General features: G+C 69.5%; 25 protein-coding genes. 10 read left to right on the forward strand and 15 right to left on the reverse strand.

The features are described from left to right. Positions 1-4 precede the first annotated feature (4 nt). Positions 5-484: a ribonuclease domain-containing protein gene (locus AB8M46_RS32900; protein WP_125737423.1), complete on the forward strand. Its 480-nt coding sequence runs from the start codon at positions 5-7 to the stop codon at positions 482-484. Continuing rightward, positions 481-837 carry a barstar family protein gene (locus AB8M46_RS32905; protein ID WP_394362746.1) on the forward strand — a complete coding sequence of 119 codons (357 nt, stop codon included), beginning with the start codon at positions 481-483 and terminating at the stop codon, positions 835-837. Before AB8M46_RS32900 ends, AB8M46_RS32905 begins: the two co-directional genes overlap by 4 nt. A gap of 160 nt (positions 838-997) precedes the next feature. On the opposite strand, the gene AB8M46_RS32910 is transcribed toward AB8M46_RS32905, so the two are convergent. The 10 genes from AB8M46_RS32910 to AB8M46_RS32955 form a co-directional block, all read right to left on the reverse strand. Then, positions 998-1771, reverse strand: a complete 774-nt coding sequence (locus AB8M46_RS32910; RefSeq protein ID WP_016332418.1) for an enoyl-CoA hydratase family protein — start codon at positions 1769-1771, stop codon at positions 998-1000. A gap of 78 nt (positions 1772-1849) precedes the next feature. Beyond that, a complete protein-coding gene (locus AB8M46_RS32915; protein WP_394362747.1) occupies positions 1850-2473 on the reverse strand; it encodes a cyclase in 624 nt (207 codons plus the stop codon). A gap of 179 nt (positions 2474-2652) precedes the next feature. Further along, on the reverse strand, positions 2653-3402 hold the full coding sequence (locus AB8M46_RS32920) for a sirohydrochlorin chelatase (protein WP_378423788.1): 750 nt from the start codon (positions 3400-3402) through the stop codon (positions 2653-2655). Next, positions 3399-4661 carry a sulfate adenylyltransferase subunit 1 gene (locus AB8M46_RS32925; protein WP_038517152.1) on the reverse strand — a complete coding sequence of 421 codons (1263 nt, stop codon included), beginning with the start codon at positions 4659-4661 and terminating at the stop codon, positions 3399-3401. Before AB8M46_RS32925 ends, AB8M46_RS32920 begins: the two co-directional genes overlap by 4 nt. Continuing rightward, positions 4661-5581: a sulfate adenylyltransferase subunit CysD gene (gene cysD / locus AB8M46_RS32930; protein ID WP_037342770.1), complete on the reverse strand. Its 921-nt coding sequence runs from the start codon at positions 5579-5581 to the stop codon at positions 4661-4663. Before cysD ends, AB8M46_RS32925 begins: the two co-directional genes overlap by 1 nt. Before the next feature lie 11 nt (positions 5582-5592). Then, a complete protein-coding gene (locus AB8M46_RS32935; RefSeq protein ID WP_016332423.1) occupies positions 5593-6288 on the reverse strand; it encodes a phosphoadenylyl-sulfate reductase in 696 nt (231 codons plus the stop codon). After that, positions 6285-6437 carry a hypothetical protein gene (locus AB8M46_RS32940; RefSeq protein WP_034316341.1) on the reverse strand — a complete coding sequence of 51 codons (153 nt, stop codon included), beginning with the start codon at positions 6435-6437 and terminating at the stop codon, positions 6285-6287. The genes AB8M46_RS32935 and AB8M46_RS32940 overlap by 4 nt, the downstream gene beginning before the upstream one ends. Then, positions 6434-8128 carry a nitrite/sulfite reductase gene (locus tag AB8M46_RS32945; protein WP_394362748.1) on the reverse strand — a complete coding sequence of 565 codons (1695 nt, stop codon included), beginning with the start codon at positions 8126-8128 and terminating at the stop codon, positions 6434-6436. Before AB8M46_RS32945 ends, AB8M46_RS32940 begins: the two co-directional genes overlap by 4 nt. 36 nt (positions 8129-8164) lie before the next feature. Beyond that, entirely contained in the window at positions 8165-8251 is an 87-nt protein-coding gene (locus AB8M46_RS32950) for a putative leader peptide (RefSeq protein WP_350573702.1), read from the reverse strand. Between the two features lie 153 nt (positions 8252-8404). Then, positions 8405-8977, reverse strand: a complete 573-nt coding sequence (locus AB8M46_RS32955; RefSeq protein WP_063272848.1) for a TetR/AcrR family transcriptional regulator — start codon at positions 8975-8977, stop codon at positions 8405-8407. A gap of 81 nt (positions 8978-9058) precedes the next feature. On the opposite strand from AB8M46_RS32955, the gene AB8M46_RS32960 reads away from it, so the two are divergent. From AB8M46_RS32960 to hemW, 3 genes are all read left to right on the forward strand, one after another. Next, entirely contained in the window at positions 9059-9472 is a 414-nt protein-coding gene (locus tag AB8M46_RS32960; RefSeq protein ID WP_037342777.1) for a VOC family protein, read from the forward strand. An 85-nt stretch (positions 9473-9557) separates the two neighbouring features. Then, on the forward strand, positions 9558-9914 hold the full coding sequence (locus tag AB8M46_RS32965) for a hypothetical protein (RefSeq protein ID WP_394362749.1): 357 nt from the start codon (positions 9558-9560) through the stop codon (positions 9912-9914). A gap of 64 nt (positions 9915-9978) precedes the next feature. Further along, positions 9979-11193 (forward strand): radical SAM family heme chaperone HemW, encoded by a 1215-nt coding sequence (gene hemW / locus AB8M46_RS32970; protein ID WP_394362750.1) that lies wholly within the window; start codon positions 9979-9981, stop codon positions 11191-11193. 220 nt (positions 11194-11413) lie between these two features. On the opposite strand, the gene AB8M46_RS32975 is transcribed toward hemW, so the two are convergent. The 4 genes from AB8M46_RS32975 to AB8M46_RS32990 are packed head-to-tail and all read right to left on the reverse strand — an operon-like array spanning position 11414 to position 17453. Further along, on the reverse strand, positions 11414-12124 hold the full coding sequence (locus tag AB8M46_RS32975; protein ID WP_394362751.1) for a hypothetical protein: 711 nt from the start codon (positions 12122-12124) through the stop codon (positions 11414-11416). Further along, positions 12121-13923, reverse strand: coding sequence for a carbamoyltransferase (locus AB8M46_RS32980; protein WP_394362752.1), 1803 nt, complete (start codon positions 13921-13923; stop codon positions 12121-12123). The genes AB8M46_RS32975 and AB8M46_RS32980 overlap by 4 nt, the downstream gene beginning before the upstream one ends. Before the next feature lie 21 nt (positions 13924-13944). Next, a complete protein-coding gene (locus AB8M46_RS32985) occupies positions 13945-15222 on the reverse strand; it encodes a hypothetical protein (protein WP_394362753.1) in 1278 nt (425 codons plus the stop codon). After that, positions 15219-17453, reverse strand: coding sequence for a glycosyltransferase (locus tag AB8M46_RS32990; RefSeq protein WP_037342792.1), 2235 nt, complete (start codon positions 17451-17453; stop codon positions 15219-15221). The genes AB8M46_RS32985 and AB8M46_RS32990 overlap by 4 nt, the downstream gene beginning before the upstream one ends. Before the next feature lie 322 nt (positions 17454-17775). On the opposite strand from AB8M46_RS32990, the gene AB8M46_RS32995 reads away from it, so the two are divergent. The 5 genes from AB8M46_RS32995 to AB8M46_RS33015 are packed head-to-tail and all read left to right on the forward strand — an operon-like array spanning position 17776 to position 22688. Further along, positions 17776-18501 (forward strand): hypothetical protein, encoded by a 726-nt coding sequence (locus tag AB8M46_RS32995; RefSeq protein WP_394362946.1) that lies wholly within the window; start codon positions 17776-17778, stop codon positions 18499-18501. Then, positions 18498-19535 carry a GNAT family N-acetyltransferase gene (locus tag AB8M46_RS33000; RefSeq protein ID WP_394362754.1) on the forward strand — a complete coding sequence of 346 codons (1038 nt, stop codon included), beginning with the start codon at positions 18498-18500 and terminating at the stop codon, positions 19533-19535. The genes AB8M46_RS32995 and AB8M46_RS33000 overlap by 4 nt, the downstream gene beginning before the upstream one ends. Further along, on the forward strand, positions 19529-20632 hold the full coding sequence (locus AB8M46_RS33005; protein ID WP_378423809.1) for a hypothetical protein: 1104 nt from the start codon (positions 19529-19531) through the stop codon (positions 20630-20632). The genes AB8M46_RS33000 and AB8M46_RS33005 overlap by 7 nt, the downstream gene beginning before the upstream one ends. Next, positions 20629-21672, forward strand: a complete 1044-nt coding sequence (locus tag AB8M46_RS33010) for a GNAT family N-acetyltransferase (protein ID WP_394362755.1) — start codon at positions 20629-20631, stop codon at positions 21670-21672. Before AB8M46_RS33005 ends, AB8M46_RS33010 begins: the two co-directional genes overlap by 4 nt. Further along, a complete protein-coding gene (locus tag AB8M46_RS33015) occupies positions 21666-22688 on the forward strand; it encodes a GNAT family N-acetyltransferase (RefSeq protein WP_394362756.1) in 1023 nt (340 codons plus the stop codon). Before AB8M46_RS33010 ends, AB8M46_RS33015 begins: the two co-directional genes overlap by 7 nt. Positions 22689-22691: 3 nt before the next feature. Here AB8M46_RS33015 and AB8M46_RS33020 read toward each other — a convergent pair whose 3' ends face one another. After that, positions 22692-23366 carry a TetR/AcrR family transcriptional regulator gene (locus AB8M46_RS33020; protein ID WP_394362757.1) on the reverse strand — a complete coding sequence of 225 codons (675 nt, stop codon included), beginning with the start codon at positions 23364-23366 and terminating at the stop codon, positions 22692-22694. Between the last annotated feature and the right edge of the window lie 112 nt (positions 23367-23478).

The raw sequence follows: 23478 nt of genomic DNA on the forward strand, positions 1-23478 counted from the left end.
CACCATGTTCAACCGTAGGCGGATCACCGCCGCCCTGATCGGCCTGATCGTGCTGGTGCTCGCAGGCTGGTTCGTCAAGGACGGCATCAGCGGTGACGACACGAAGAGCGCTCCGGCGAGTTCGTCCGCTTCGGCCGCGCCGTCGGGCGACGCCGCGGCGAGCGGGGCGAAGGGCAAGGTCGCGGGCGAGGATTCCGGTCTCCCGGTCAAGCCGCTGACGAAGCTTCCTTCGCAGGCGTCCGACACCTGGAAGCTCATCCAAGCGGGCGGGCCGTACCCGTATCCGCGCAACGACGACGTCACCTTCCAGAACCGGGAGAAGGTCTTGCCCGCCAAGGGGTCCGGCTACTACCGGGAGTACACGGTGAAGACGCCGGGCAGCCCGGATCGCGGGGCGAGGCGGCTCGTGACCGGCAGCGGCAAGGAGCTGTACTACACCGAGGACCACTACAAGTCCTTCGTCGTAGTGGATCCGAGCCGATGAGCGGGGGCAAGGACGCGGCGGACAAGGCGTTCGCCCGCGGCGCGTATCCGCACCTGATCGACGGCACACGCACGGTCGACAAGGACTCGACCCTCGACGCGATCGCGGAGGCGCTGTCGTTCCCGGAGTACTTCGGGAAGAACCTCGACGCGCTCTACGACTGCCTCACCGACCTGTCCTGGCTCCCGCCCGGCGAGCACGTCCTGATCTGGGCTGGTTCCTCGGGGCTGCGGGAGCGTGATCCCAAGGCGTACCTGGCCGTCCGCAGCGTGCTTTCCGACGCGCAGCGGGCGCTGGGGCCGTCCGGCGATCGGACGGACTCCCGGCGCCTCACCGTCGTCCTGCCGGACTAGGCCGTGTCCTGTGAGTCTGTTCGATGGGCTTCGTGATCCAGGTGGTTCCTGACGGTGCGGGCGGGTCGGCCTCGTACCGGGTCGTACTCGGCCGAGCCCGCCCGTGCCGTCAGGGACCGCTTGGGCGCGAAGACCGCGAACAAGACTCGCAGGACACGGCCTATGCCTCCGGCACCCAGTTCGGCTTGCGTTTCTGCGCGAAGGCCGTGATGCCCTCCTGGCCTTCTTCGCTCGCGAAGAATCCGGCGGACAGCTTGTTCATGGCTTCGAAGCCTTCGGCGGGTGTCGCCGGGCGCGGCTTGCTGAGCAGTTCCTTCGTCGCCGCGAGCGCCTTCGGGCCGCCGAGCGCGAGCGCCTTGACGTAGCGGGCGACCTCGTCGTCGAGTTCGTCGGCGGGGACGGCCGAGTTCAGCAGGCCGATCTCGACGGCGCGCTTCGCGTCGAAGGTGTCACCGGTCAGGAACAGCTCGTGCGCGGCGCGGGCGTTGAGCCGCGGCAGCACGGTGAGCGAGATGACGGCGGGGACGACGCCGATCCGCACCTCGGAGAAGGCGAAGGTCGCTTCGGGGACGGCGACGGCGATGTCGGTCGCGGCCACCATGCCGATCCCGCCTGCCCGGGCGGGGCCCGCGAGCCTCGCCACGACGGGCTTGGGGCTGGTCCACAGCTGCTCGAGGATCTTCGGGAACTCGTTCACGCCCTGGGCGCCCGCACCGGCGCCGCGGGCCTCCTTGAGATCCATACCCGCGCAGAACACCGGACCGGTGTGGGTGAGCACGATGACCCGCACCGCGTCGTCCGCCTGTGCCTTGTCCAGCGATTCGCTCAGTTCACGCCGCAGCTGGGCGGAGAGCGCGTTGCGGTTGTGCGGGGAGTCCAAGGTGATCGTGGCGGTGCCGCCCACCACGTCGTAGTGCACCAGTTCGTCAGCCATGCCCCACCTTCGCACGGGCGAAGTCGGGCCGGGCAGTGGCCTGCGCCACCCTCGTCACGACGGTGGCGCAGGCACGGGTCAGCCGATCGTCGTCGTGGTGAACGTCGGGCTCGGGTTCGGGAAACAGGCCGTCGGGGCGGAGACGTCGAAACCGGCGCTGACCACGGCGGTGAACGTCAGACCCGGGTCGCTGTAGCTGGAACCGCCCAGTTTCGTCTCGATGGTGCCGGACGAACCCGCGGTGAGATGCGCGGTCACGGTCGGCAGCTCGAACGTCGAGCCGCCCGCGATCGGGCCGGGGAAGCTCAGCGTCGCGACGCTGCCGGAGACGGTGATCTTCGGCGGGGTCGAGCCGATACCGGAGCCGCCGGCGAGGTCGGCGCCCACCCAGGTCGAGTTCGCCGGGATCGGGATCTTCAGGGAGAAGTCCTTGATGTTCTTGACCTGGTAGCCGCTGACCTCGGCCGGGACGGTGTTCGCCGCCGGGTCGATGACGATGTCGAGCGCGGCACCGGGGGCGACCGTGGCCGGGGCGGTGACGTCCGCGTCCTGGTTCAACTTGAGGTACTTGTTGCCGACGAGCGGCGGCTTCGCCTCGCAGTCGAAGACGACGGTGGTCGCCGCGGAAGCCGGCGCGGCCAGACCGGCGATCGGGACGAGTACGGCCGAAGCGCAGACGAGGGCACGGATGGCAGCCTTCATGTTCCACCTACCTGGGGGTTCGATGGGGAGAGAGGGAGCTGCGCAGCGATTAGAGAGTTACCGGCAAGTTAAGTAACTCGTCAAGAAATCTCCGTTCCCATACGCGGGGTGTCACGGAACTGGGAACGGAACCCACCGAAAATCGGTATCAAGCGCCCGTACGGGACGGGTCGTGCTACTCAGGCGGCGAGCCGGGCGGCGGCGACGTCGTAGCGGTCCAGGACGAGCCCGGCGATCCGCGGATCCGGCCCCAACGGCCCGGCGACGATCACGGACGGGTCGGCCTCGCGGGCAAGGCGCGCGATCCGGTCCGGCAGCAGTCCGGGTGCGAGGAACCAGCCCGCGACCGCGAGCCGTCGCGCGCCATTGAGCCGCAACCGCGCGATGGCGGCCGGCACGTCCGGCTGCGCGGCACTGGCGAAGGCGGGGGTCGCGAGCAGTCCGCGCCGCAGATGCCAGCGAGTGGTGATCCCGGCGACGGCGTCGTTCGCCGCCACGTTCGACGAGCCGACACCGGCCAGCAGGACACCGAGGCCCGGGTCGTCCAGATCGGCGCCCGCTTCGGTGAGCCTGTCCAGCGCGACCGTCTCGATGAGCGGGTCGATGCCCAGCACTCCGGAAACCCGCACGTCGAGGCCCGGGCAGTCCGCGGTCACCTCGGCGACGAGCGCGGGCAGGTCGACCCGGGCGTGGTACGCCACGCCGAGCAGCAGGGGCACCACGACGACTTCGCGGTGTCCCTCGGCGTACAGGCCACGAAGGGCATCGGTGAGCAGCGGCTCCGAAAGATCCAAAAAGGACTCGCGGATGTCGAGACCCGGTGCCAGCCCGCGGGAGACGTCGAGCAGGGCGCGGATGGTCGCGGCGGACCGCGGATCGCGGCTGCCGTGGGCGACGGCGACCAGGGGCGGAGTGCGGGGTGGGGTCATGCGAACCTTTCGCCGACGAGTCCGGCGGCGAGGGTGTCGCCGTCCTTCGGGTCGATGACCAGGAACGCGCCCGTCCGGGGGCTGACGCCGTAGTCGTCCACGCCGATCTCTTCGGCCAGCCGCAGGGTCACCCGGCCGATGTCGTTGAGCTCCAAGGTGGCCGGATCGTCCACACTGGACAGAGTCTGCTCGTCGAAGCGGGCGTGGAGTTCGCCGACCAGGGCCTGCACCGTCCGCGTTCCGTGCTTCACCAGCACCCGAGCGCCCGGTTTGAGCGCCTTGGCCGAGAGCCAGCACAGGGTCGCGGTGATCTCGTCGGTCACCGTCGGCTGCCGGTCGGCGGCGGCGATCAGGTCACCGCGCGAGATGTCGACGTCGTCGGCGAGCAACAGGGTCACCGAGGTACCCGCGCCGGCTTCGGCGAGCGGCCCGTCGGCGGTGTCGATGGCCTCGACCCGGCTGCGGATCCCTTGCGGGAGCACGACGATCTCGTCACCCGGCCGCACGGTGCCCGCCGCGATCTGCCCGGCGTACCCGCGGTAGTCGGGATGGTCGGCCGTGCGCGGCCGGATCACGTACTGCACCGGGAAACGGAACGCCGAATCGTGCGGATCCGGCGCCACCGGCACGGTTTCCAGATGCTCCAGCAGGGTCGGGCCCGAGTACCACGGGGTCTTGTCCGACTTCTCGGCCACGTTGTCGCCCACCAGCGCCGAAACCGGCACCGCGAGCACGGAACCCCGTTCGTAGCCCAGGGACGCGGCGTGCTCGGCGAACTCCTCGGCGATCACGGTGAACGTCGCTTCGTCGTAGCCGACGAGGTCGATCTTGTTCACCGCCAGCACCAGGTTCGGCACACCCAGCAGCGCGAGCACCGCGGCGTGGCGGCGGGTCTGCTCGATGACGCCCTTGCGCGCGTCGACCAGCAGCACAGCGAGCTGTGCGGTGGACGCCCCGGTCACCGTGTTCCGCGTGTACTGCACGTGACCCGGCGTGTCCGCGAGCACGAAACTGCGCTTCGGCGTCGCGAAGTACCGGTACGCCACGTCGATCGTGATGCCCTGCTCGCGTTCCGAGCGCAGGCCGTCCACGAGCAGCGAGAGGTCCGGAGTGGACAGTCCTTTGTCGACACTGGCGCGGGTGACCGCGTCCAGCTGGTCGGCGAGGACGGATTTGGTGTCGTACAGGAGCCGTCCGACCAGGGTCGACTTCCCGTCGTCCACACTGCCCGCGGTCGCGAGCCTGAGGAGGCTGGACATCAGAAGTACCCTTCCCGCTTGCGGTCTTCCATCGCCGCCTCCGACATCCGGTCGTCGGCACGGGTGGCGCCGCGTTCGGTGAGCCGGGAGGCCGAGACCTCGGCGATGACCTCGTCCACCGTGGCGGCGGTCGATTCGATGGCGCCCGTGCACGAACCGTCGCCGACGGTCCGGTAGCGCACGGTCAGTTCCCGGACGACCTCGTCCGGCCGCGGGCCGCCCCACGGCCCTTCGGCCAGCCACATGCCGTCGCGCTGGTAGACCTCGCGCCGGTGCGCGTAGTAGATCGACGGCAGTTCGACCTTCTCCCGCGCGATGTAGTTCCAGACGTCCGCCTCGGTCCAGTTGGACAGCGGGAACACGCGGACCTGCTCGCCGGGGCGGTGACGGCCGTTGTAGAGGTTCCACAGTTCCGGACGCTGCCGTCGCGGCTCCCATTGGCCGAAAGCGTTGCGCAGACTGAAGATCCGCTCCTTGGCGCGGGCGCGTTCCTCGTCGCGGCGCCCGCCGCCGAAGACCGCGTCGAACTTGTTCTCGGCGATCGTGTCGAGCAGCGGCGTGGTCTGCAGCGGGTTGCGCATCCCGTCGGCGCGCTCTTCGAGCCTGCCGTCGTCGATCCAGTCCTGGACCTTCGCCACGACCAGCCGGAGCCCGTGCTGCTCGACCACGCGGTCGCGGAAGTCGATGACCTCGTCGAAGTTGTGCCCGGTGTCCACGTGCAGCAACGGGAACGGCACCGGCGCCGGCCAGAACGCCTTGATCGCCAGGTGCAGCAGGAGCGTGGAGTCCTTGCCGCCGGAGAAGAGGATCACCGGCCGGTCGAACTCACCCGCCACCTCGCGGAAGATGTGGATGGCCTCGGATTCCAGCGCCGCCAGGTTGTCCTGGGCGGCGTCAGCGGCCGGTTCGAGCGTGGTCATTTCGTCCCTTCTCACCCGTGCAGGCCGCATTCGGTCTTGCCCTGCCCGGCCCAGCGGCCGCTGCGCGGGTCCTGACCCGGAGCGACCTTCGCGGTGCACGGCGCGCAGCCGATCGACAGATAACCGATGGACACCAACGGGTTCTCGAGGATCCCGTGTTCGCTGATGTAGCCGTTGAACTCGTCGTCGGACCACGGCGCGATCGGGTTGATCTTCACCAGCCCGTTGCGGTCGTCCCAGGTGACGATGGGGGTGTTCGCGCGGGTCGGCGCGTCGACGCGGCGGACGCCGGTCACCCACGCCGAGTACTTCGCGAGCGTCTTCCGCAGCGGTACCACCTTGCGCAGGTGGCAGCACTGGTTCGGGTCGCGTTCGTGCAGTTTCGGTCCGTACTCCGCGTCCTGTTCGGCGACGCTCTGTTCGGCTTCGGCGTTGACGATCCGCACGCCCGGGTACACCGCCTGCACCGCGTCACGGGTGCCGATGGTCTCCGGGAAGTGGTAGCCGGTCTGCAGGAACAGCACGTCGACGTCGGGTTTGACCTGGGTGGCCAGATCGATCAGGACGGCGTCCTGCATGTTCGACGCGACGATGAAGTCGTCGCCGAAGGTCTCCGCGGTCCAGCGCAGGGCTTCGGTCGCGGTGGCCTCCGCGAGTTCCTTCGAGGCTCGTTCGGCGAGTGTCTTGTAGTCGGCAGTGGCGGTCATCCTTGCGACACCTCCGGAAAGGACAGTCCGAGGAACTTCACGGTGAAGACCCGGCGGCAGCCCGAGCACAGCCACGAGCCGCCTTCCTCCGGCCGGAGGTCTTCATCGCCACAGAAAGGGCAGTAGTACGGGGTCGCGCGTTCGGTCATTGCAAGACGCCTTCGTCGGCCCGCAGGACCCACTGGGCGAACCGCTCGCCGGGTTCGCGGCCGGCGAGGTACGCCCGCACGACCCGCTCGACGTACGCGGTCAGCTCCGCCGCGGTCACCTTGTGCCCGCGCAGTTTCCGGCCGAATCCGGCGTCCAGGCCGAGCCCGCCGCCGAGGTGCACCTGGAAGCCTTCGACCTGCTTGCCGTCCTCGTCGGTGACGATCTGGCCCTTGAGCCCGATGTCGGCGGTCTGGATCCGGGCGCAGGAGTTGGGGCAGCCGTTGAGGTGCACGGTCACCGGGTTCTCGATCTCGGCCTGGATGTCGGCGAGACGCTTCTCCAGGTCGGTGACCAGTTCGATCGCGCGGGCCTTCGTCTCGACGATCGCGAGTTTGCAGAATTCCAGGCCCGTGCAGGCCATGATCCCGCGCCGCCACGGCGAGGGCTCGGTCTGCAGGCCGAGATCGGCCAGTTCGGACTTCAGCCCGTTCACCTCGGCCTCGGGGACGTCGAGGACCACGAGTTTCTGGTGCGGGGTGAGGCGGACGCGGTTCGACCCGGCCCGCTCGGCGGCCTTGGCGACCGCCAGCAGGGTGGAGCCGGAGACGCGGCCCGCGACCGGCGCGGCGCCGACGTAGAACCGGCCGTCGATCTGCGGGTGCACGCCGACGTGGTCGATCTGGGTGGCGGGCACCTCGGGCGCCGGGCCGTCGGTCAGCTTGCGCTTGAGGTACTCGTCTTCCAGCACCTGGCGGAACTTCGCGACGCCCCAGTCCTTCACCAGGAACTTGATCCGCGCACGGGCGCGCAGCCGCCGGTAGCCGTAGTCGCGGAAGACACTGATCACGCCTTCCCAGACGTCCGGGACCTCGTCGAGCGGGACCCAGGCGCCGAGACGCTGCCCGATCATCGGGTTGGTGGACAGGCCGCCGCCGACCCAGACGTCGAAGCCGGGGCCGTGCTCGGGGTGGTTCACACCGACGAAGGCGACGTCGTTGATCTCGTGCGCGACGTCCTGCTGCCCGGAGACCGCGGTCTTGAACTTGCGCGGCAGGTTCGAGTAGCGCGGGTCGCCGATGTAGCGGCGTTTGATCTCGTCGATCGCGGGGGTGCCGTCGATGATCTCGTCGGCCGCGATACCGGCGACGGGGGAGCCCAGGATGACGCGCGGGCTGTCGCCGCACGCCTCCATCGTGGTCATCCCGGCGTTCTCGAGCTTCGACCAGATCGTGGGGACGTCCTCGATCTGGATCCAGTGGTACTGGATGTTCTGCCGGTCGGTGATGTCGGCGGTGTCGCGGGCGTGGGTCTGCGAGATCTCCGCGAGCACGGCCAGCTGCTCGGTGGTCAGCGCGCCGCCGTCGAGCCGCACCCGCAGCATGAAGTAGCGGTCGTCGAGCTCTTCGGGCTCCAGCGTCGCGGTACGGCCGCCGTCGATCCCCGGCTTGCGCTGGGTGTAGAGACCGAACCAGCGGAACCGGCCGCGGAGGTCACCCGGGTCGATCGAATCGAAACCGCCGCGGGCGTAGATGTTCTCGATCCGCGCCCGGACGTTGAGCGGGTTGTCGTCCTTCTTGGACCGCTCGTTGGGGTTCAACGGCTCGCGATACCCCAGTGCCCACTGTCCCTCGCCCCGTTTCTGTTTGACCCGGGGCGTGCGGGCAGGGGTCTCGCGCGTGGGCGACGACATGGGAATCCTCCGGCTGATCGTGGTGGTGGCGGGGAGTCAGCGGTTCGTCGCACAGAGCGCGCTCGCCACACGACGGAGGTCCACGTGGCGGCGTGCCACGAGGCTGATTCCGGCGCGGGTCATTCATTCAGCGTGCCACGCGCCCACTATGTGGTCTAGGCCGGTCCGAATACTGGGAACAGTGTCCGAAGGCGACTGTTTTGCCTGGTCAAGGGCGTGCTTCGCCGGTCAAGCCCGGCTTCGCGGCCCAGCATTGTGACGCAGAACGCGCACGACTCAAGAGGGCAGGACGCGGTCCACGATGATCCGGATGACCTCCTCGTCGGTGACGTCCGCGAGCACCTCCGGCAGCGTGAGCCGCTCGACGGTGAGTCCGGTCAGCGCGAGGTACATCAGCAGTACTTCGGCGCGCCCGCCCGGCATGCCCGCCGCGACGTGCCAGTCGACGCTCATGTCGATGCCTTCGCGGACGGTCTTGGTCAGCTCGGCCGAAAGATCCGGGCGCCGGGTGGCTTCGAGCCGGAGTTCGAGCAAGGCGAGATAAGGCTCCCGGTGACCGGTCAGCCGTCCCATGAGTTCGCCGAGCAGGACGCCGACCCGGTCATGGGAGGGCGACTCGGCCTGCGGGTTCGCCATCACCTCGGCCGGTGCCGACAGCCGCTCCTGCACCCGGACGCCGACCTCGCCGAGCAACTGGTCCCGATTGCGGAAGTAGTTGGACGTCGTCCCCGGCGGCACGTCCGCCTCGACGTCCACGGCGCGATAGGTGAGCCCGCGTGCGCCCTCGCGGGCGAGGACGGTGATGGCGGCGTCGGTGAGCGCGGTCCGGCGCTCCGGGTTCTGTCGCATCGGGACATTCTCCTTGCCTAAGTCAAACCACTATGTCTATAGTACTACGCATCAAGTGGTTAGAACTGGGAGGAACACCGGATGCAACTCAACGGTTTCGGCGCCTGCGTGGTCGTCGAGGACATCGCCGAGACCACCGCCTGGTGGAAGCGGCACCTGGGGTTGACGGTGACGATCGAGCTGGACTGGTTCTCCAGCCTCAACGTCGGCGCGCCGGGTTATGAGATGAGCTTCGTGAAGCGGGGGCACAAGTCCACCCCGGAGCCCTGGCGGGCGCAGGAAGCGGCCGGATCGATGGTCGGGCTCATGGTCGAAGACGCCGCGGGCGAGTACGAGCGCCTGCGCGGGGAGGGGGTCAAGATCGTGACGGAACTCGTCGACGAGGAGTTCGGCCAGCGGCACTTCTACATCGAGGACCTGAACGGCTTCCTGATCGACATCATCGAGGCCATCCCGCCGTCCGCGGAGTGGCTGGCCGCTAACGGGCTGGCTTAGTACCGCTTCGGGTGAGTGGGGCCGCGCGGGGACGCCGTCGGCGCTAGCTTCGGTCTCCGATCCACAGAGGACGGAGGAGTTGCGCATGCGCCGATGGGTGGTCGCCGCGATGGTGCTGGCGTCCCTGCTGATCCCGGGTACCGCTTCCGGGGCTCAGCAGGGCTGCAGGCTGGTCTCGCCCGAGGAAGGGGCGGTGCTGCACAAGGGCGACTCGTACCGGTTCGAGGCGGTCGGCTGTTCGCCGGGTGCCCGGGGACACGTCTCCCATACGGTGCTGGTCGAGGTCGCCATGACCCGCGACGCCGTCACGGACGAGCACGGCGACTGGTCGGTCGACCACGTGGTCAACGACTACTCGCTGAACATGGAGACCCTCGTCTGGGTGCGGTTCGACGACGGCACCCGGTCGACCTCGGCCAAGGTGCGCATCGCCGACCGATGACGCGTTCCGTGAAGGCCTCTTTCCCCCGGGAAGGAGGCCTTCACGGCGTGGGGGACACTGGGGTGTGCCCGCGTTGCTGCCCGAAACCACCACGCCCGTCGAATCCGCGCTCCCCGAGAGCGCGCTGGAAGGGCTCGGCACGCGACCGTTCGGCGTCTACGTGCACGTCCCGTTCTGCGCGACCCGGTGCGGCTACTGCGACTTCAACACCTACACCGCCGGAGAGCTGGACAGCGATTCGTCGCCGCAGTCGTGGCTCGAAGGCCTCAAGCGCGAGTTCGACCTGGCCGCGCGTGTGCTGAAGGCGCCGCCCGCGGTCGACACCGTCTTCGTCGGCGGCGGCACTCCGTCCCTTCTCGGAGCCGACGGGCTGCGAAGCGTCCTCGACGCCGTTCGCGACGTCTTCGGGCTCGCGCCGGACGCGGAGGTGACGACCGAGTCCAATCCGGAGTCCACGTCGCCCGAGTTCTTCGCGGGCATCCGTGACGCCGGATACAACCGGATCTCCCTCGGGATGCAATCGGCCGCGCAGCACGTGCTGAAGATCCTCGACCGCGTACACACCGCCGGCCGTCCGGTCGCGGCCGCGGAGGAAGCGCGTGCCGCCGGATTCGACCACGTCAACCTCGACGTCATCTACGGCACGCCGGGGGAGCGGATCGAGGATCTCCAGGCTTCGCTCGACGCGGTGCTGGCCGCCGGTGTCGACCACGTCTCGGCGTACGCGCTGATCGTCGAGGAGGGCACCGCGCTCGCCCGCCGCATCCGCCGCGGCGAACTGCCCGCGCCGGACGACGACGTGCTGGCCGCCGACTACGAGATGATCGACCGCGTCCTCGCCTCGGCGGGGTTGCGCTGGTACGAGGTGTCCAACTGGGCGACCTCGGAGGAAGCCCGCTGCCGGCACAACATCGGCTACTGGCGCGGCGGCGACTGGTGGGGCGCCGGGCCGGGCGCGCACAGCCACGTCGGCGGCGTCCGCTGGTGGAACGTCAAGCATCCGGCCCGCTACGCCGCGTCCCTCGCGGCCGGTGAATCACCTGCCGCGGGCCGTGAACTGCTGACCGGCGAAGACCGGCATCTCGAACGCGTGATGCTGGAACTCCGGCTGTCCGAAGGGCTCCCGCTCGACGCGCTCGACGACGACGGCCGGGCCGAAGCCCGCGCCGCCGCCGCCGAGGGATTGCTGGAACAGTCCGCTTTGGACGGTCAGGGCCGTGCGGTGCTGACCGACCGCGGCCGGTTGCTGGCCGACGGGCTGGTGCGCCGGCTCACCTGAGCCCCAGGGCCCGGTCGACCTGGAGAGTGCGTTGCGAAAGCCACTTTCGCAACGTTGAAGGTTGCGAAAGCGGCTTTCGCAGCACCATTTCTCCTCGCAACACCGTTTTCGCTGCGTAAGTCCTGGCGAGGACGTGGCTTGTTGGCAGGCGTGTCGCGAAAGCCACTTTCGAGACATTCAACGTCCTGAAAGTGGCTTTCGCGACACGTGCCGGCGAGACTTATGCCTCGCGCGAGGTGGAAGCGAGCCCCAGGGCCCGGTCGACCCATCGGCCCACCGGCAGCGCCACCACGATCGCCGCCAGCACCAGGTGCACCAGCATGAACAGCACCGCGACCGGGACACTCGGCGGTCCGCCGAGGAACACGATCATATGCGAGGCCCATTTGAGCTCGGTCGGTTTCGTCCCGGCGGACCAGACGTCGTTGAGCGCCCAGAAGGTCAGGTCGTTCGCGCCCGAGATCACCACGAGGATCGACGCGACACCGGCCTTGAGCACGTTCGCCGTCCGGCCGCCGCCCAGCCGGTACGCCATCAGCCCGAACAGGACGATGAACGTCACGATGAACAGCTCGAACTGGTACACCGGCTGGAAGGCGTCCTCGTCGGTGGCGGCGTTCCTGGCGAACGCCTGGATCCGCATGATCAGCTCGGTGTCCAAATAGGACATGTAGACGAACACCGCGAGCACGATCAGCGCCGGGCCCCATTTGGTGCGGGGGAAGAGCGCCACCGTAACGACCGCGAAGACGAACGGGCACAGTTTGAACGCCCAGTCCGCGACGTTGTCCAGTGTCTGGTCCGGCGGCAGGATCACCATGATCAGCAGTGCGGTCACCACGGCCGGGACGGCGGCCACCAGCCACAGCCATTTGCGCCGCCGGTAGAGCGCGGGGATCCAGCCGTCGGTTTCGGGCAGGGTGGCGGTCACAGGTCGTCCTTCTCTGCCCAGAACGGCCCGAGGGCGAGGGCGTCGACGTCGGTCTTCAGGTAGCAGGCCACCGCGTCGGCCGGGCTGGCGACGATCGGTTCGTTGTTGTCGTTGAACGAGGTGTTGACCACCATCGGCACGCCGGTGAGCTTCTCGAACTCGCTGATCATCCGGTAGTACAACGGGTTGTCCGATTCGGTCACCGTCTGCACGCGGGCCGTCCCGTCGACGTGGGTGATGGCCGGAACCTCGTCGCGTTTGTCCGGCAGGACGTCGAACACCAGCAGCATGACCGGCGACGGGTAGTCGCTGACGAACCAGTCGCCCGCGCGTTCGGCGAGGCACGAGGGCGCGAACGGCCGGAACGCCTCGCGGTGCTTGACCTTCTCGTTCATCCGCGTCTTCGAGTCGGGGTCGCGCGGGTCGGCCACCAGCGAACGGTTGCCGAGCGCGCGCGGCCCGCATTCCATCCTGCCCTGCACCCAGCCGACGATCTTGCCCTCGGAGATCTTCTTCGCCGTGTGCGCGGCGATGTCGTCGACCTTGGTGTAGCGGACCCCGGCGTCCTGCAGCGCGAGTTCCATCTCCGCCTCGGTGTAGTCCGGGCCGGTGTAGGTGAAGCCGTCGCGAGGACGGGGCTTGCCGTACTTGCCGACCGAAACCTCCAGCGCCGAACCGAGCGCGCAGCCGTCGTCGGCCGCCGCGGGCTGGGCGAAGAAGTCCTCGAACGGCGTTTCCAGCAGGATCCGTCCGTTCATCACGCTGTTCAGCGCGACGCCGCCCGCGACGGACAGCCGCCGCGACCCAGTCTCCCGTTGCAGCCAGCGCGCGATGTGCAGCCCGGCCTCCTCCAGGGTGACCTGCAGCGCGTAGGCGATGTCGCAGTAGTGCTGCGGCACCGGGTTCTCCGCGGTGACCCGGGTCTTGGGCCTCGCCGGGCCGAACAGGTCGGTGAACTTCTTCGCCATCACGTGCTTGCCGGTGCGGTGGTGCCCGAAGAAGCTCAGGTCAAGCTCGTACCCGCCGTCGTCGTCGAGGTGGATCAGCTGCTTGAACGCGTCGACGTAGGTGTCGTTCCCGAGCGGGGCCAGCCCCATGATCTTGCCTTCGTCACGGGTGGGGTAGAAGCCCAGATAGCCGGTGACACCCGCGTACATCGCGCCGAGCGAGTGCGGGAACTTGATCCGCCGGATGTCGATGATCCGGTTTCCCTTGCCGTGGCCCAGATAGGTCGCGGTGCCGTCGCTGCCGATGCCGTCGAAGGTGAGCACCGCCGACTCTTCCCACGGCGAGATGAAGTAGCCGCTGGCGGCGTGCGCCTTGTGGTGGTCGACCAGATGCGTCTTGAACTTCGTCGGGCCGGTCCAGCCCACGGCCTCCTTCACGTCGCGTTCGAGGGTGAAGGACCGCTTGATGTGCGCGAGCACCGCGCCGCCGACGTGGTAGTCGTCGACCCCTTTGCCGCCACCGGTTTTGAACGTCTCCACCATGCCAGCCGACGAGCCGCCCTCGTCGCCGTTCTGGTTGCGGAACACCTCCAGCGTGGCCGGGAAGTACTTCGCGAACACCTTCGCCGCGTGGATGCCTTCACGCCAGCGCTGCCAGTAGTAGGCGACGTGGTCGACGTCGGCGAGGGTGATCCCGCCGCGCTCCAGGCAGAACTTGATCGCCTCGGCGGGGAAGTCCCCGTCGTGCTTCTTGCGGGTGAAGCGTTCCTCTTCGGCGAAAGCGATGATCTCGCCGTCGCGCACGAGCGCGGCCGCCGAGTCGTGGACCCTGCTGATTCCCAGTACGTACATGTTCCTTCTCCAGTGCGACGTTCAGAGTTCGGGGTGGTGGCGGCGCAGCAGCCGACGGAGGACGGTCGCCCGGACACCGATGGCGAAGACGAGGGCGGCGAATCCGCCGACCGGTCCCATCGCCGGGACGAGCGCGGCGGCGGCCAGCGGGGTGGCGATCAGCCCGGCGATCGAGGCCGACGCCGTGAGCGTGAGGACCTTGCTGTTGGTGTTTTCGATCAGGAAGCCCGCGTAGAGCCGGACGGCGAACAGCACCGTTTCGACCAGGACGAAGACGCCGAGGACCACGTATGCGCCGACGGTGTCTTCGGCGGTCAGCACCGCGCGGGCCGCCGGGATCGCGAGGGCGATCCCCGCCAGGACGAGGAACGCGAGCGCACCCCGTTCGACCAGTTTCAGCAGGTCGACCGCGCGGGATCGGCCCGCCGCCGCCCCACTGCCGCGCAGCCGCGCCGAAATCGCCGGCTGGTGCACGCGAAGCTGATAGAACAGCAGCGAACAGAACGCGCTGCTGGCCAGCAGGGCGACGTAGAACGGTCCACTGTCGACGGTCCGCCCGGCCAGCGCCAGCACGCCGAACACCGTCGACGTCGCGAGGACGTCCAGCACTTCGGTCAGCCCGAGCAGCACGGTGGTCCGGCCGAAGGCGGGCAGGAGCCGGTGTCCGTCGATCCTTTCCACCCGCAGCCATTTCTTCGGCAGCATCGCCGCGGAGAAGCCGAGGATGACCAGGATCCCGCCGAGCAACAGGCCGAGATGCGTCAACGGTGACCAGCGGACGAACCACGTGCCCACTGTCACGGCGCCGACCACCAGCGCGCCCGCGGTGAACGCCAGAGCGTCCAAAGTGGACTTTCCGGTGAAGCGGTGCAGGCCCGAGACGGTCATCAGCAGACCGCCGGAGATCGACCAGCCCGCGGCCGTCAGGTACAGCGCGGCGTCCGAATCCGGTGCGACGATCAGCGCGACCGCCATCGCCGCCAGCACCACCAGCACCGGGACGACGGCGACGCGGACGGCCAGCGCGGCGACCGCGTCCCGCGTCATCCGCAGGCGCGGCAGGCATTTCAACGCCGACTTCTCCGCCGCCGACGGCACGAAGTTGAGCCACGTCATCAGCCCGAGCGCGGTGGCGAACCGGCCGTAGTCGTGCGCGCCCCAGGCGGTGACCAGCACCAGGCCCATCGCCTGGATCGCCAGCCGGAACACGCCACGACCGGCGAGCAGCCGGAGCACCATGGACGGCTTCGGCGCCGCGATGGACGCGGTGCCGGCGCCGGTGAGCGAAGTGCCGGTCAAGGGAGCGGTACCGCCGCACCCTGCTCGTCGAGCAGGAACTTCAGCGTGCCGCGCAGTTCGTCCTCCGCCGCGAGCACGTCGGGCACGGTCGGCGCCGAAAGCACGGCGTACCCCATCTTGTAACCGGCCTGCTCGTACGGTTTGACGTAGGTGTCCTCTTCCGCGAACAGCTCCAGGTTGTGCACCGCGGGCATGGCGCGGACCTCGTCGACGCCCTCGATGCGCACGATCCGGCCGCCGCGGTCGGAGGCGAGGATGTGGATGAGCGTCGGGCGCGGGTCGCGCGGGGAGAGCACGACCTCGCCGCCGGTCGCGGCGGCGATCCCCGCGGCGATCAGGTCGACGCCGGTGCTGTGCTCGATCGCCTCGGCCAGGCCGTTCCCGCCCATCCGGGCGCCCATCTCGATGAGATAGAACTTCCCGTCACGGCCCAGGACGGCGTCGAGGGTGAGCGGCCCGGTGCGGTAACCGAGTTCGGCGCACAACGCGGCCAGCATCACCGGGAGCGCGCGGTCGACCACCGGCGGCAGTCCGGCGGGCAGCAGATGCGACGCCGTCACGAAGAACGGCGGCGGTGTCAGCGTGCGCCGGGTGACCGCGTGGAACACGATCCGGCCGTCGACCGCGAGTGCTTCGATCGTGTAGTGCGAGCCGTCGAGGTGCTCCTCGACGACCAGCTTGCCCGACGGCGAGAACGCGAGGGAGTCGGAGAACGCGGTGGTGAGGCCGCCGGGGCTCGCGCAGGAGACGACACCGCGGCTGCCGGAGGAGTCGACCGGCTTCACCAGCGTCGGGAACCGCAGCTGCTGCGCGGCGAGCGCGAGGTCCGGGCCGGGCTTCCCGCCGACGCTGCGATAGGTCGGCAGACGCAGCCGGTCACAGAGTTCGCGGAAGACGGACTTGTCGACGGACGCGGCGACGGCGGCTTCGGGCAACGGGTCGGGCAGGTTCCAGTGCCGGGTGAGCCAGGCGAGCGCGGGCAGCCCGACGTCGCTGGCCGGGCAGAGCACCCCGGCGATGTCGTCCCGTCCCTCGAGTGCCGCCGCGATCTGTTCCGGCGCGCGGACGCTGACCTGGACGAACTCGTCGGCCAGTGCCACCGCGGGCGCGCTCGCGCGGACGTCGACGCAGATGGTGCGGAAACCGAGTTCCCGCGCCCGGTGGTACGTGCTGACCGAACCGTCGGCGCCGCCCAGGATCACCAGGCTCCGTACCGCCGCCGTGTCTTCGGTGTTCTTCACTCCCGCTTGCCTTTCCCCAGGATGGATCTCGGCCGTGGCCGAGGAGTAGAGCCGGTCGTCCTCGTCGACCGGGAAGCTGGCTTCCCTGATGTAGAACTGCCGTGGCCGCGCCTGCCCCGCGCCGACCACGACCAGGTAGCGGACGGACAACGCGAGCACGGTCAGCAGTACGGAGAACATGACGAACGTCAGCGCCGAAGCGGCGGTCAGCCCGAGCAGCCCGGTGGCGGCCGCGATCCCGGCGAGCACCGAGATCCCGGCGGCCAGCACCGCCGCGGTCGAGGCCATCGTCGTCAGCCGCCGGGTGAAGCCGACGAACAACTCGATGGCGTGCGAGGAAAGGAAACCGAAGCCCACTTTGGACTCACCGCGTTCGCGGGCCCGGTGTGCCACCTGGACGGTGGTGTAGCGGCTGGTCAGCCTCGGCACGGTGGCGAGGAAGTACGGGGTGCCCAGCCGGAGATCGACGATCTTGCGCGCGAGCTCCGTGCGCACCAGGCGGAACGCCGTCGCGCCGGGCGGGATCTCGATGCGCAGGACGCGGCGGCCGACGAAATGGAACGCGGCGGTTCCCCAGCGTCTTAGTAAGGGATCTTGCCTATTGGTGCGAACACCGAAAACGGCGTCGTTGCCCGCTTCGGCGGCCATGATCAATTTCCCCACCTCGGAGGCCGGGAACTGTTGATCGGCGTCCATGTGCAGGAGCCACGGTTTCCCGGCGTACCGGTAACCGGCGGAAAAGGCCGCTTCGAAGCCGAAGTTCCTGGTGAAGGACAGATAGCGCACCCGGGGGTCGGTATGCGCGAGCGCCCGGATGACGTCCAGGGTCCCGTCCGTGCTCCCATCGTCCACATAGAGCAGTTCGAGGGGGAGATTTCCCAACTCGGCGACGATCTCCCGATAGGAGGGCTCGACGTTGTCGACTTCGTTGAAGCACGGGACGACTACGGTGAGTCCACTTTCCGCCGGGCCGGGGGTCGACCAGCTCATCTGTCGAATCCCTGCGATGAGTGCGCTATTGTGTTCGTAGCGTCACGCGTTGTGTTTTCACGGTTCATGAGTCCCCTTGGCCCCAGGCGTCCGGCAGGTCGTGCCGGATCGAAAGTTCCCGTGTTATAGGCAGACTCGCTTTGCTGCCGCTAGGGGAATCCGCAAGTTCGTCCTTTCAGCTCAGTCGAAAAGGTGGGAAGTCGGGCGAAAACCGGATGAATCCGACGCGGGGTATTCCCAAACCGCCGGTGATGACGCAGGCTTGCGCGCCATGTGGACTGTGGGGGTGAATGCTGCCTGGCGGGCCGCCTACCGGCGGTCGGTGCGGTCGGCCTTCGCGACGGTGCCGTTCTACCGGGAACGCTGGGCTCTGGACGGCAGAACGGATCCCGTGCTGGTGCCCGGTCGCACCGGGACGGATTCGGGCGCGGCGCCACTGGCCGAAGCGGTGCACAAGATCGTCGATCTGGTTCCGCTCGCCGGTGGCACGCAACGGATCGAACCGAGCCGGGGCCTGGGTCCCGTGCTGCGTAAGGCACGCTCGGTGAGCGGTGACGCACTGGTCGTGGTGCTCGGCGGGGACGGGGTGCGGCCGCCGTCGGACCTGCCGCGCGGGGTTCGTTGCTGTGTGGTGGATCCCGACGTCCCGGCGCCGGGCGTGCTGGCGGAGGTGTCCTCCGCGCTTCGCCGCGGCCGTCGCGTGCTCGCGGTCGGCGACGACAAGCAGCTGGCCGTCTTCGCCGCCGCCTTGCCCGAAGACCGTGCGTACCGGGTCGAATCCGTACCGCGACGGGAACTGGACACAATGGACTCCGGGCCGTATGGGGTGCTCCACGATCCGGCGCTCGGTTATCTGGGCGCGATCGAGGAATGCGGCCGCTGGCATCTCGACTGGCCGCGTGTCTACGCGCGCCCGACGACGGGCGGGCTCGCGTTCACGCTGCTGCGCCAGGATTCCCCGCGGTTCGTGGACGTGCTCCCGGCCGGCGGCGTCCGTGGTGAGATCGCGCCGTGCCCGCGACACGGGACGCCGGTCGTGCTCACGTGAAGACGGGTTTCCACGATCCCCGCACCGATCCCGTTCCCGTCGGCTGGCCGGAGTTCTCCCGCGCCGCCCGCCTGCATCCGGTGTGGGACTACGACGTGATGGGGCTCGACGCCTGGACCGCGCGGAACCCGCCGGTGCTCGCCACCGTCTCGGACGGTGCCAGGATCGTCGCGGCGTTTTCGGTGCTGGTGTGCCGTCCCCGGCTGCGATACCGCTTCGCGCCGACACCGGGACACCGGTTGCTGCGCCCGTTCTGGGCCGAGGTGTGCCAGCCCTGGCTGAGCGGCTACCCGGGGCTCGCGTTCGCACCGGAGGTCACCGCCGCCGACCGTCGTCCGCTGATCCGGGACTTCGAACGATCCCTGCGCCGGAGGCTCGGCCCCGGCCTGCTCGGAGTGCTGTACCGGGCGTTGGGGCAGGACCTCGCGCACGACCTCCAGGGCCGCGGGCGGCTGGTGAAGGCCGTCGATTCCGTGGCCGTGCTGGAAAACCGCTTCGCTTCGGAAGACGAATGGATCGCCTCGCTGCCCAAGTCGCGGCGGGGCGGGCTGCGACGGCAGCGGCGCCGGATCGCCGACGATCCCGGTGTGGTGGTCGTCGGTGGTGCCGGCCGGGAAGACCTCGACAGCGCCGAGGTCGCGACCCTCATCCAGGGGCATCGTGACCGGCACGGCAAGCTCCCGCTCGACACCAGGACGCCGCCTTCCGCCGCGTTCCTGCACCGGTTCCTGCGGCGGCCGGACGTGCACACGCTGACCTACACCGGCGCGGACGGCAGGCTGCTCGCGGTGAACACGTTGCTCGATCATCCGGACAGCCCGGCGAAACAGCATTGGGGCACCTTGCCGGTGGACGAAGGCGGGCGGCGGGGGCTGCTGTTCGACTCCTACATCCACGCCATGCGGTACGCCACGCGGCGCGGGGTCAAGGAGCTCACCGCCGGGCGCGGACTACCCGAACTCAAGGCCACGCTGGGTTTCCGGGCGCGCCCGGTGTACGCCGCGGCCGTGCCGAGACCGGTACTGGGATGGTGACGATGAAGGTGGCGGCGAGAAGCACCGTGTTCGAGGCCGAGGTGCTCGATCCGAGGACCGCGGCCGAACCCGAGGGCTGGAGTGGTTTCCAGCGGCGGGCGAAGCTGTGGCCGGTCTGGGAGTACGACGTCCTGCGCCGGGAAGCCTGGATGGCGAAGAACCCCGCGGTGCTCGCGGTGCTGCGCCGGAACGGGACGATCGTCGGCGCGTTCACCGTGATGGTGTGCCGGAGCTGGCGGGCGGGCGATTTCGCGCCGTTGTCCGTCCTCGGTGGACGGTTCCGCCCGCGCTGGGCCGAGGCCTACCTCTGGCAGCTCAGCGGCTATCCCGCCGGGGTGCTCGACGAGCGGCTCGACGAGGCCGAGCGGCGGGAAGTGGTGCGCCGGTTCGAACGGGCACTGTGCGCCCACCTCGGCCCGGGACTGCTGGGCCTGATCTACCGGGCGATGAATCCGGAGCTCCTCCCGGCGCTCGACGGCCCGGGCCGGATGTCCCGGGAGATCGACCCGGCCGCTGTCCTGACCAACGACTACTCCACTGTGGACGATTGGGAACGAACGCTCGACGACGAGACCCGGAAGACACTGCGCGAACTGCGGGAAGACGGGGACCTGCGCACCGAGGCGGCCACCGCCCGCCGGGATCTGGACTGCCACGAGCTCGCCGTCCTGCTCAACGCCCACCGGCGCAGGCAGGACGACCGGGCCTGGGCAGGCGGGCAGCGGTCGCGGTTCGGCGGGTTGCACATGGACACCCGGAGCCCGATCGCACCGTCCTATCTGGACGCGTTGATCCGCCGCCCGGACGTCGTCACCCGTACCTACCGTGACGGATCCGGACGGCTGCTGGGTTTCGGCACGTTGTTCGACGCCGACGACGGATGCGCGCTGCACCAGTGGGCCGCGCCGCCGAGCGCGGCAGGCGGACGGAAAGGGCTCTATGTCGACTTCTACGCCAGGGGAGTGGAGCACATGATCACGCATCGGCGCCCCGAACTGACCGCGGGCCGGGCGATGCTGGAGAACAAGACCCCGCTCGGCTTCGGCACCAGGTCCCTGGTGTCGGTCGCCGTACCGAGACCGGTGCTGGGCCGATGACCTGGGACGTGCGGGTGCTCGACCCGCGGACCGATCCGGAACCCGAGGGCTGGGCCGGTTTCCTCGACGCGCAGCAGGCCCCGGTCCCGTGGGACTACGGGTTGCTGCGGGTGGAGTCCCGCTTTTCGCCGAGCCCCACCGCGCTCACCGTGATCAGCGACGGCGGCGAGATCGTCGCCGCGGTGCTGGCGATGCTGTGCGCCCCGATCTCCCCGGCGGGTCCCGGTGCCGTGCGCGGTATCGCGCGGCTGGGTCCGCGCTGGGTCGAGGTGCAGCACGCGTGGCTTTCCGGATACCCGCCGTGGTTGTTCGCCGACGGCCTCGACGCGGCCGACCGGCGGGAGATCATGCGCCGGTTCGAGCGGGCCGTCGGCCGCTTCACCGGGCCGGGCTGCCTCGGCGTCGTCTACCGCACCGTCCCGCCGGAGTCGCTCGACATGCTGACCGGACGGGGCAGGCCCGTTCGCGACACGATGCCGACGTCGGTGCTGGAGAACCGGTTCGTCGACGTCGACGGCTGGCTGGCGTCCCTGCGCCGCAGCAGGCGGCTGAGCCTGCGCGGCCAGTCGAAGAAGATCGCCGCCGACCCGGACGTCGTGGTCCGCACCGAAGCCGCCCGCACCGACCTCGACGCGCTGGAACTGGCCACCATGCTGCGGGAGCACCGCGAGCGGATGGGGAGGGTGAAATTCGACCGGCGCGGTCCGGTCACCGCCGAATACCTCGGTGAACTCGTGCGCAGGCCGGATGTCATCACCTCGACCTACCACGACGGCGAAGGCAGGCTGCTCGCGTTCACGAACGTGCTCGACCACCCCGTCGCGCCGCTGCACCAGCATTGGGCCGCGCTCGCCCCGGAGGAGGGACGCCCGAAGCACCTCTACTTCGAGGCGGTCGTCCGGAACGTGCGCTACATGATCGAGGGCAACCGGAAATCCCTGTCGATGGGCCGGGGCCTGACCGATCTCAAGGCGACGCTCGGTTTCCAGCCGGTCCCGCTGCTCGGGGTCATCGTGCCGAGACCGGTGACGCGATGGTGATCGAGGTGCTGGACCCCCGCCGAGACCCGGAGCCCGCGTACTGGAAGTCGTTGCGGGGCAAGGCGGGGCTGCGCGCGGACTGGAGCTGGGAGGTGCTCACCGCCCAGGCGTGGGCGGCGCGCACCGAACAGCCGGTCACGGTCCTGCTCGAAGACGGCGAACCGCGGGGCGTGGTCAGCTCGGCGTGGGTCACCGGGCTCACCCGGAGGCACCGGTTCGCCCGCACGGCGGGACGGGGGCGGCTCGGCGGGCTCGACGTCCGCTCCCCGGGCGCGGGAGCGATGCCGGGCTGGTGGTTCGACGGCGAGGACGAAGACGGCGGCGTCGGCAGGCTGCTGGACACCTTCGTCCCGGCCATGCGCGAGGAACTCGGGTTCGGCCTGCGCGCGCTGCTGGTGCGCCAGGTCGGCGAGTCCGGAGTGGACAGTGTCCGCGGCGGGCCGAAGATGGTGCGCCGCACGGAGGACGTCGCCGTCCTCGACGTCACGCCGTTCTCGAGCCGGGACGACTGGATGCACTCGCTGGCCAGGAAACGCAAACAGAACCTGCGCAAGATCTTCCGCACCTTCGACGCCGATCCGTCGCTCACGGTGCGCGTGCGCCCGGGCGCCGGGGCCGATCCCGTCGAGATCGCGGAACTGCTGCGGCACAACGAAACCAAACACCACGATGTGCCGATCGTGCCGCTGCCGGCGTTCGTGGGCCATCTCGGCAGACTGCTGCGGCAACCGGACGTGCACGTCATCGAGTACCGCGAGACCGCCACCGGCCGGGCGGTCGCCGTCGCGACCCTGCTCGACCATCCGACGCTGCCGATCGCCCGGCACTGGGCGGCGCTGCCGCGGGAACTCGGCGGACGGCCCGATCTTTACTTCCACTTCTACGGCGAAGCGGTGCGCTGGGCGCTCGAAGCCGGGCGGCCGCAGGTGGTGTTCGGCAAGAAGATGTCCGAGATGAAGGCCTCGCTGGGGGCGCGTCTGGTGCCGCAGTACGCGGCCGCGGTCGCGCTGCTCTGAGCCTCACGAGGCGGCGGAGGCCAAGCCGCGCAGGAAGAGGTCGATGGCGAACTCGAACCGCTCCTGCGCGGTCTCCGCGGTGAAGTACTCGCCCGCGCCCAGCAGGTTCGGGAAGGCGCCGGGCGGGAAGGACGTCATGTACTCGACCATCCGCTTGCCGCGCTGTTCCTGCTCGGCGAGGTCGATGTCGCCGTGTTGCCAGCCGGCGCCTTCGTAGGCGAAAGCCTTGGCGTAGAGCCATAGGGCGTCGGCGGCGAACAGTGCCCGCTTGAGATCGAGACCGCCCGCGCGCAGGACCGCGAGCATCGCTTCGGCCTGCTGAAGGGCGTTCGCGCCGACCGGGACGGGGATGGCCCACGCGATCTTGGCGATCCCGGGGACCGACGTCAGCGCGCGCACGTTGTCGCGCAGCAGATCCTTCGCCTGTTCGACCCAGTGATCCGGGTCGGGTTCGGGGAACGGGCCGAAGGCGAGGACGTGGTCGACCATCAGCTCGTGGAGCTCTTCCTTGTTCGCCACATGGGCGTAGAGCGACGCCGGGCCGGTCTCCAGCGCCTTGGCCACACACCGCATGCTCACCGCCTCCAGCCCTTCGCGGGCGAGGAGGTCCAGAGCCGTCTGCACCACGAGCTCCTGGGACAGCACGGGTTTCTCGGCGCGACGCCGGGGCCTGCTCACTTCGTTCGCCTCCTGATCCGGGGTTCGCCGGGAACTCTACTTGACGCGAACACCGTTCGTCTGTAGAACAGTGTTCGTCCAACGAACGGTGTTCGTCTAACTGGAGGAAGCC

The organism is Amycolatopsis sp. SB7-3 (assembly GCF_041021335.1).
GTDB classification, from domain to species: domain Bacteria; phylum Actinomycetota; class Actinomycetes; order Mycobacteriales; family Pseudonocardiaceae; genus Amycolatopsis; species Amycolatopsis japonica.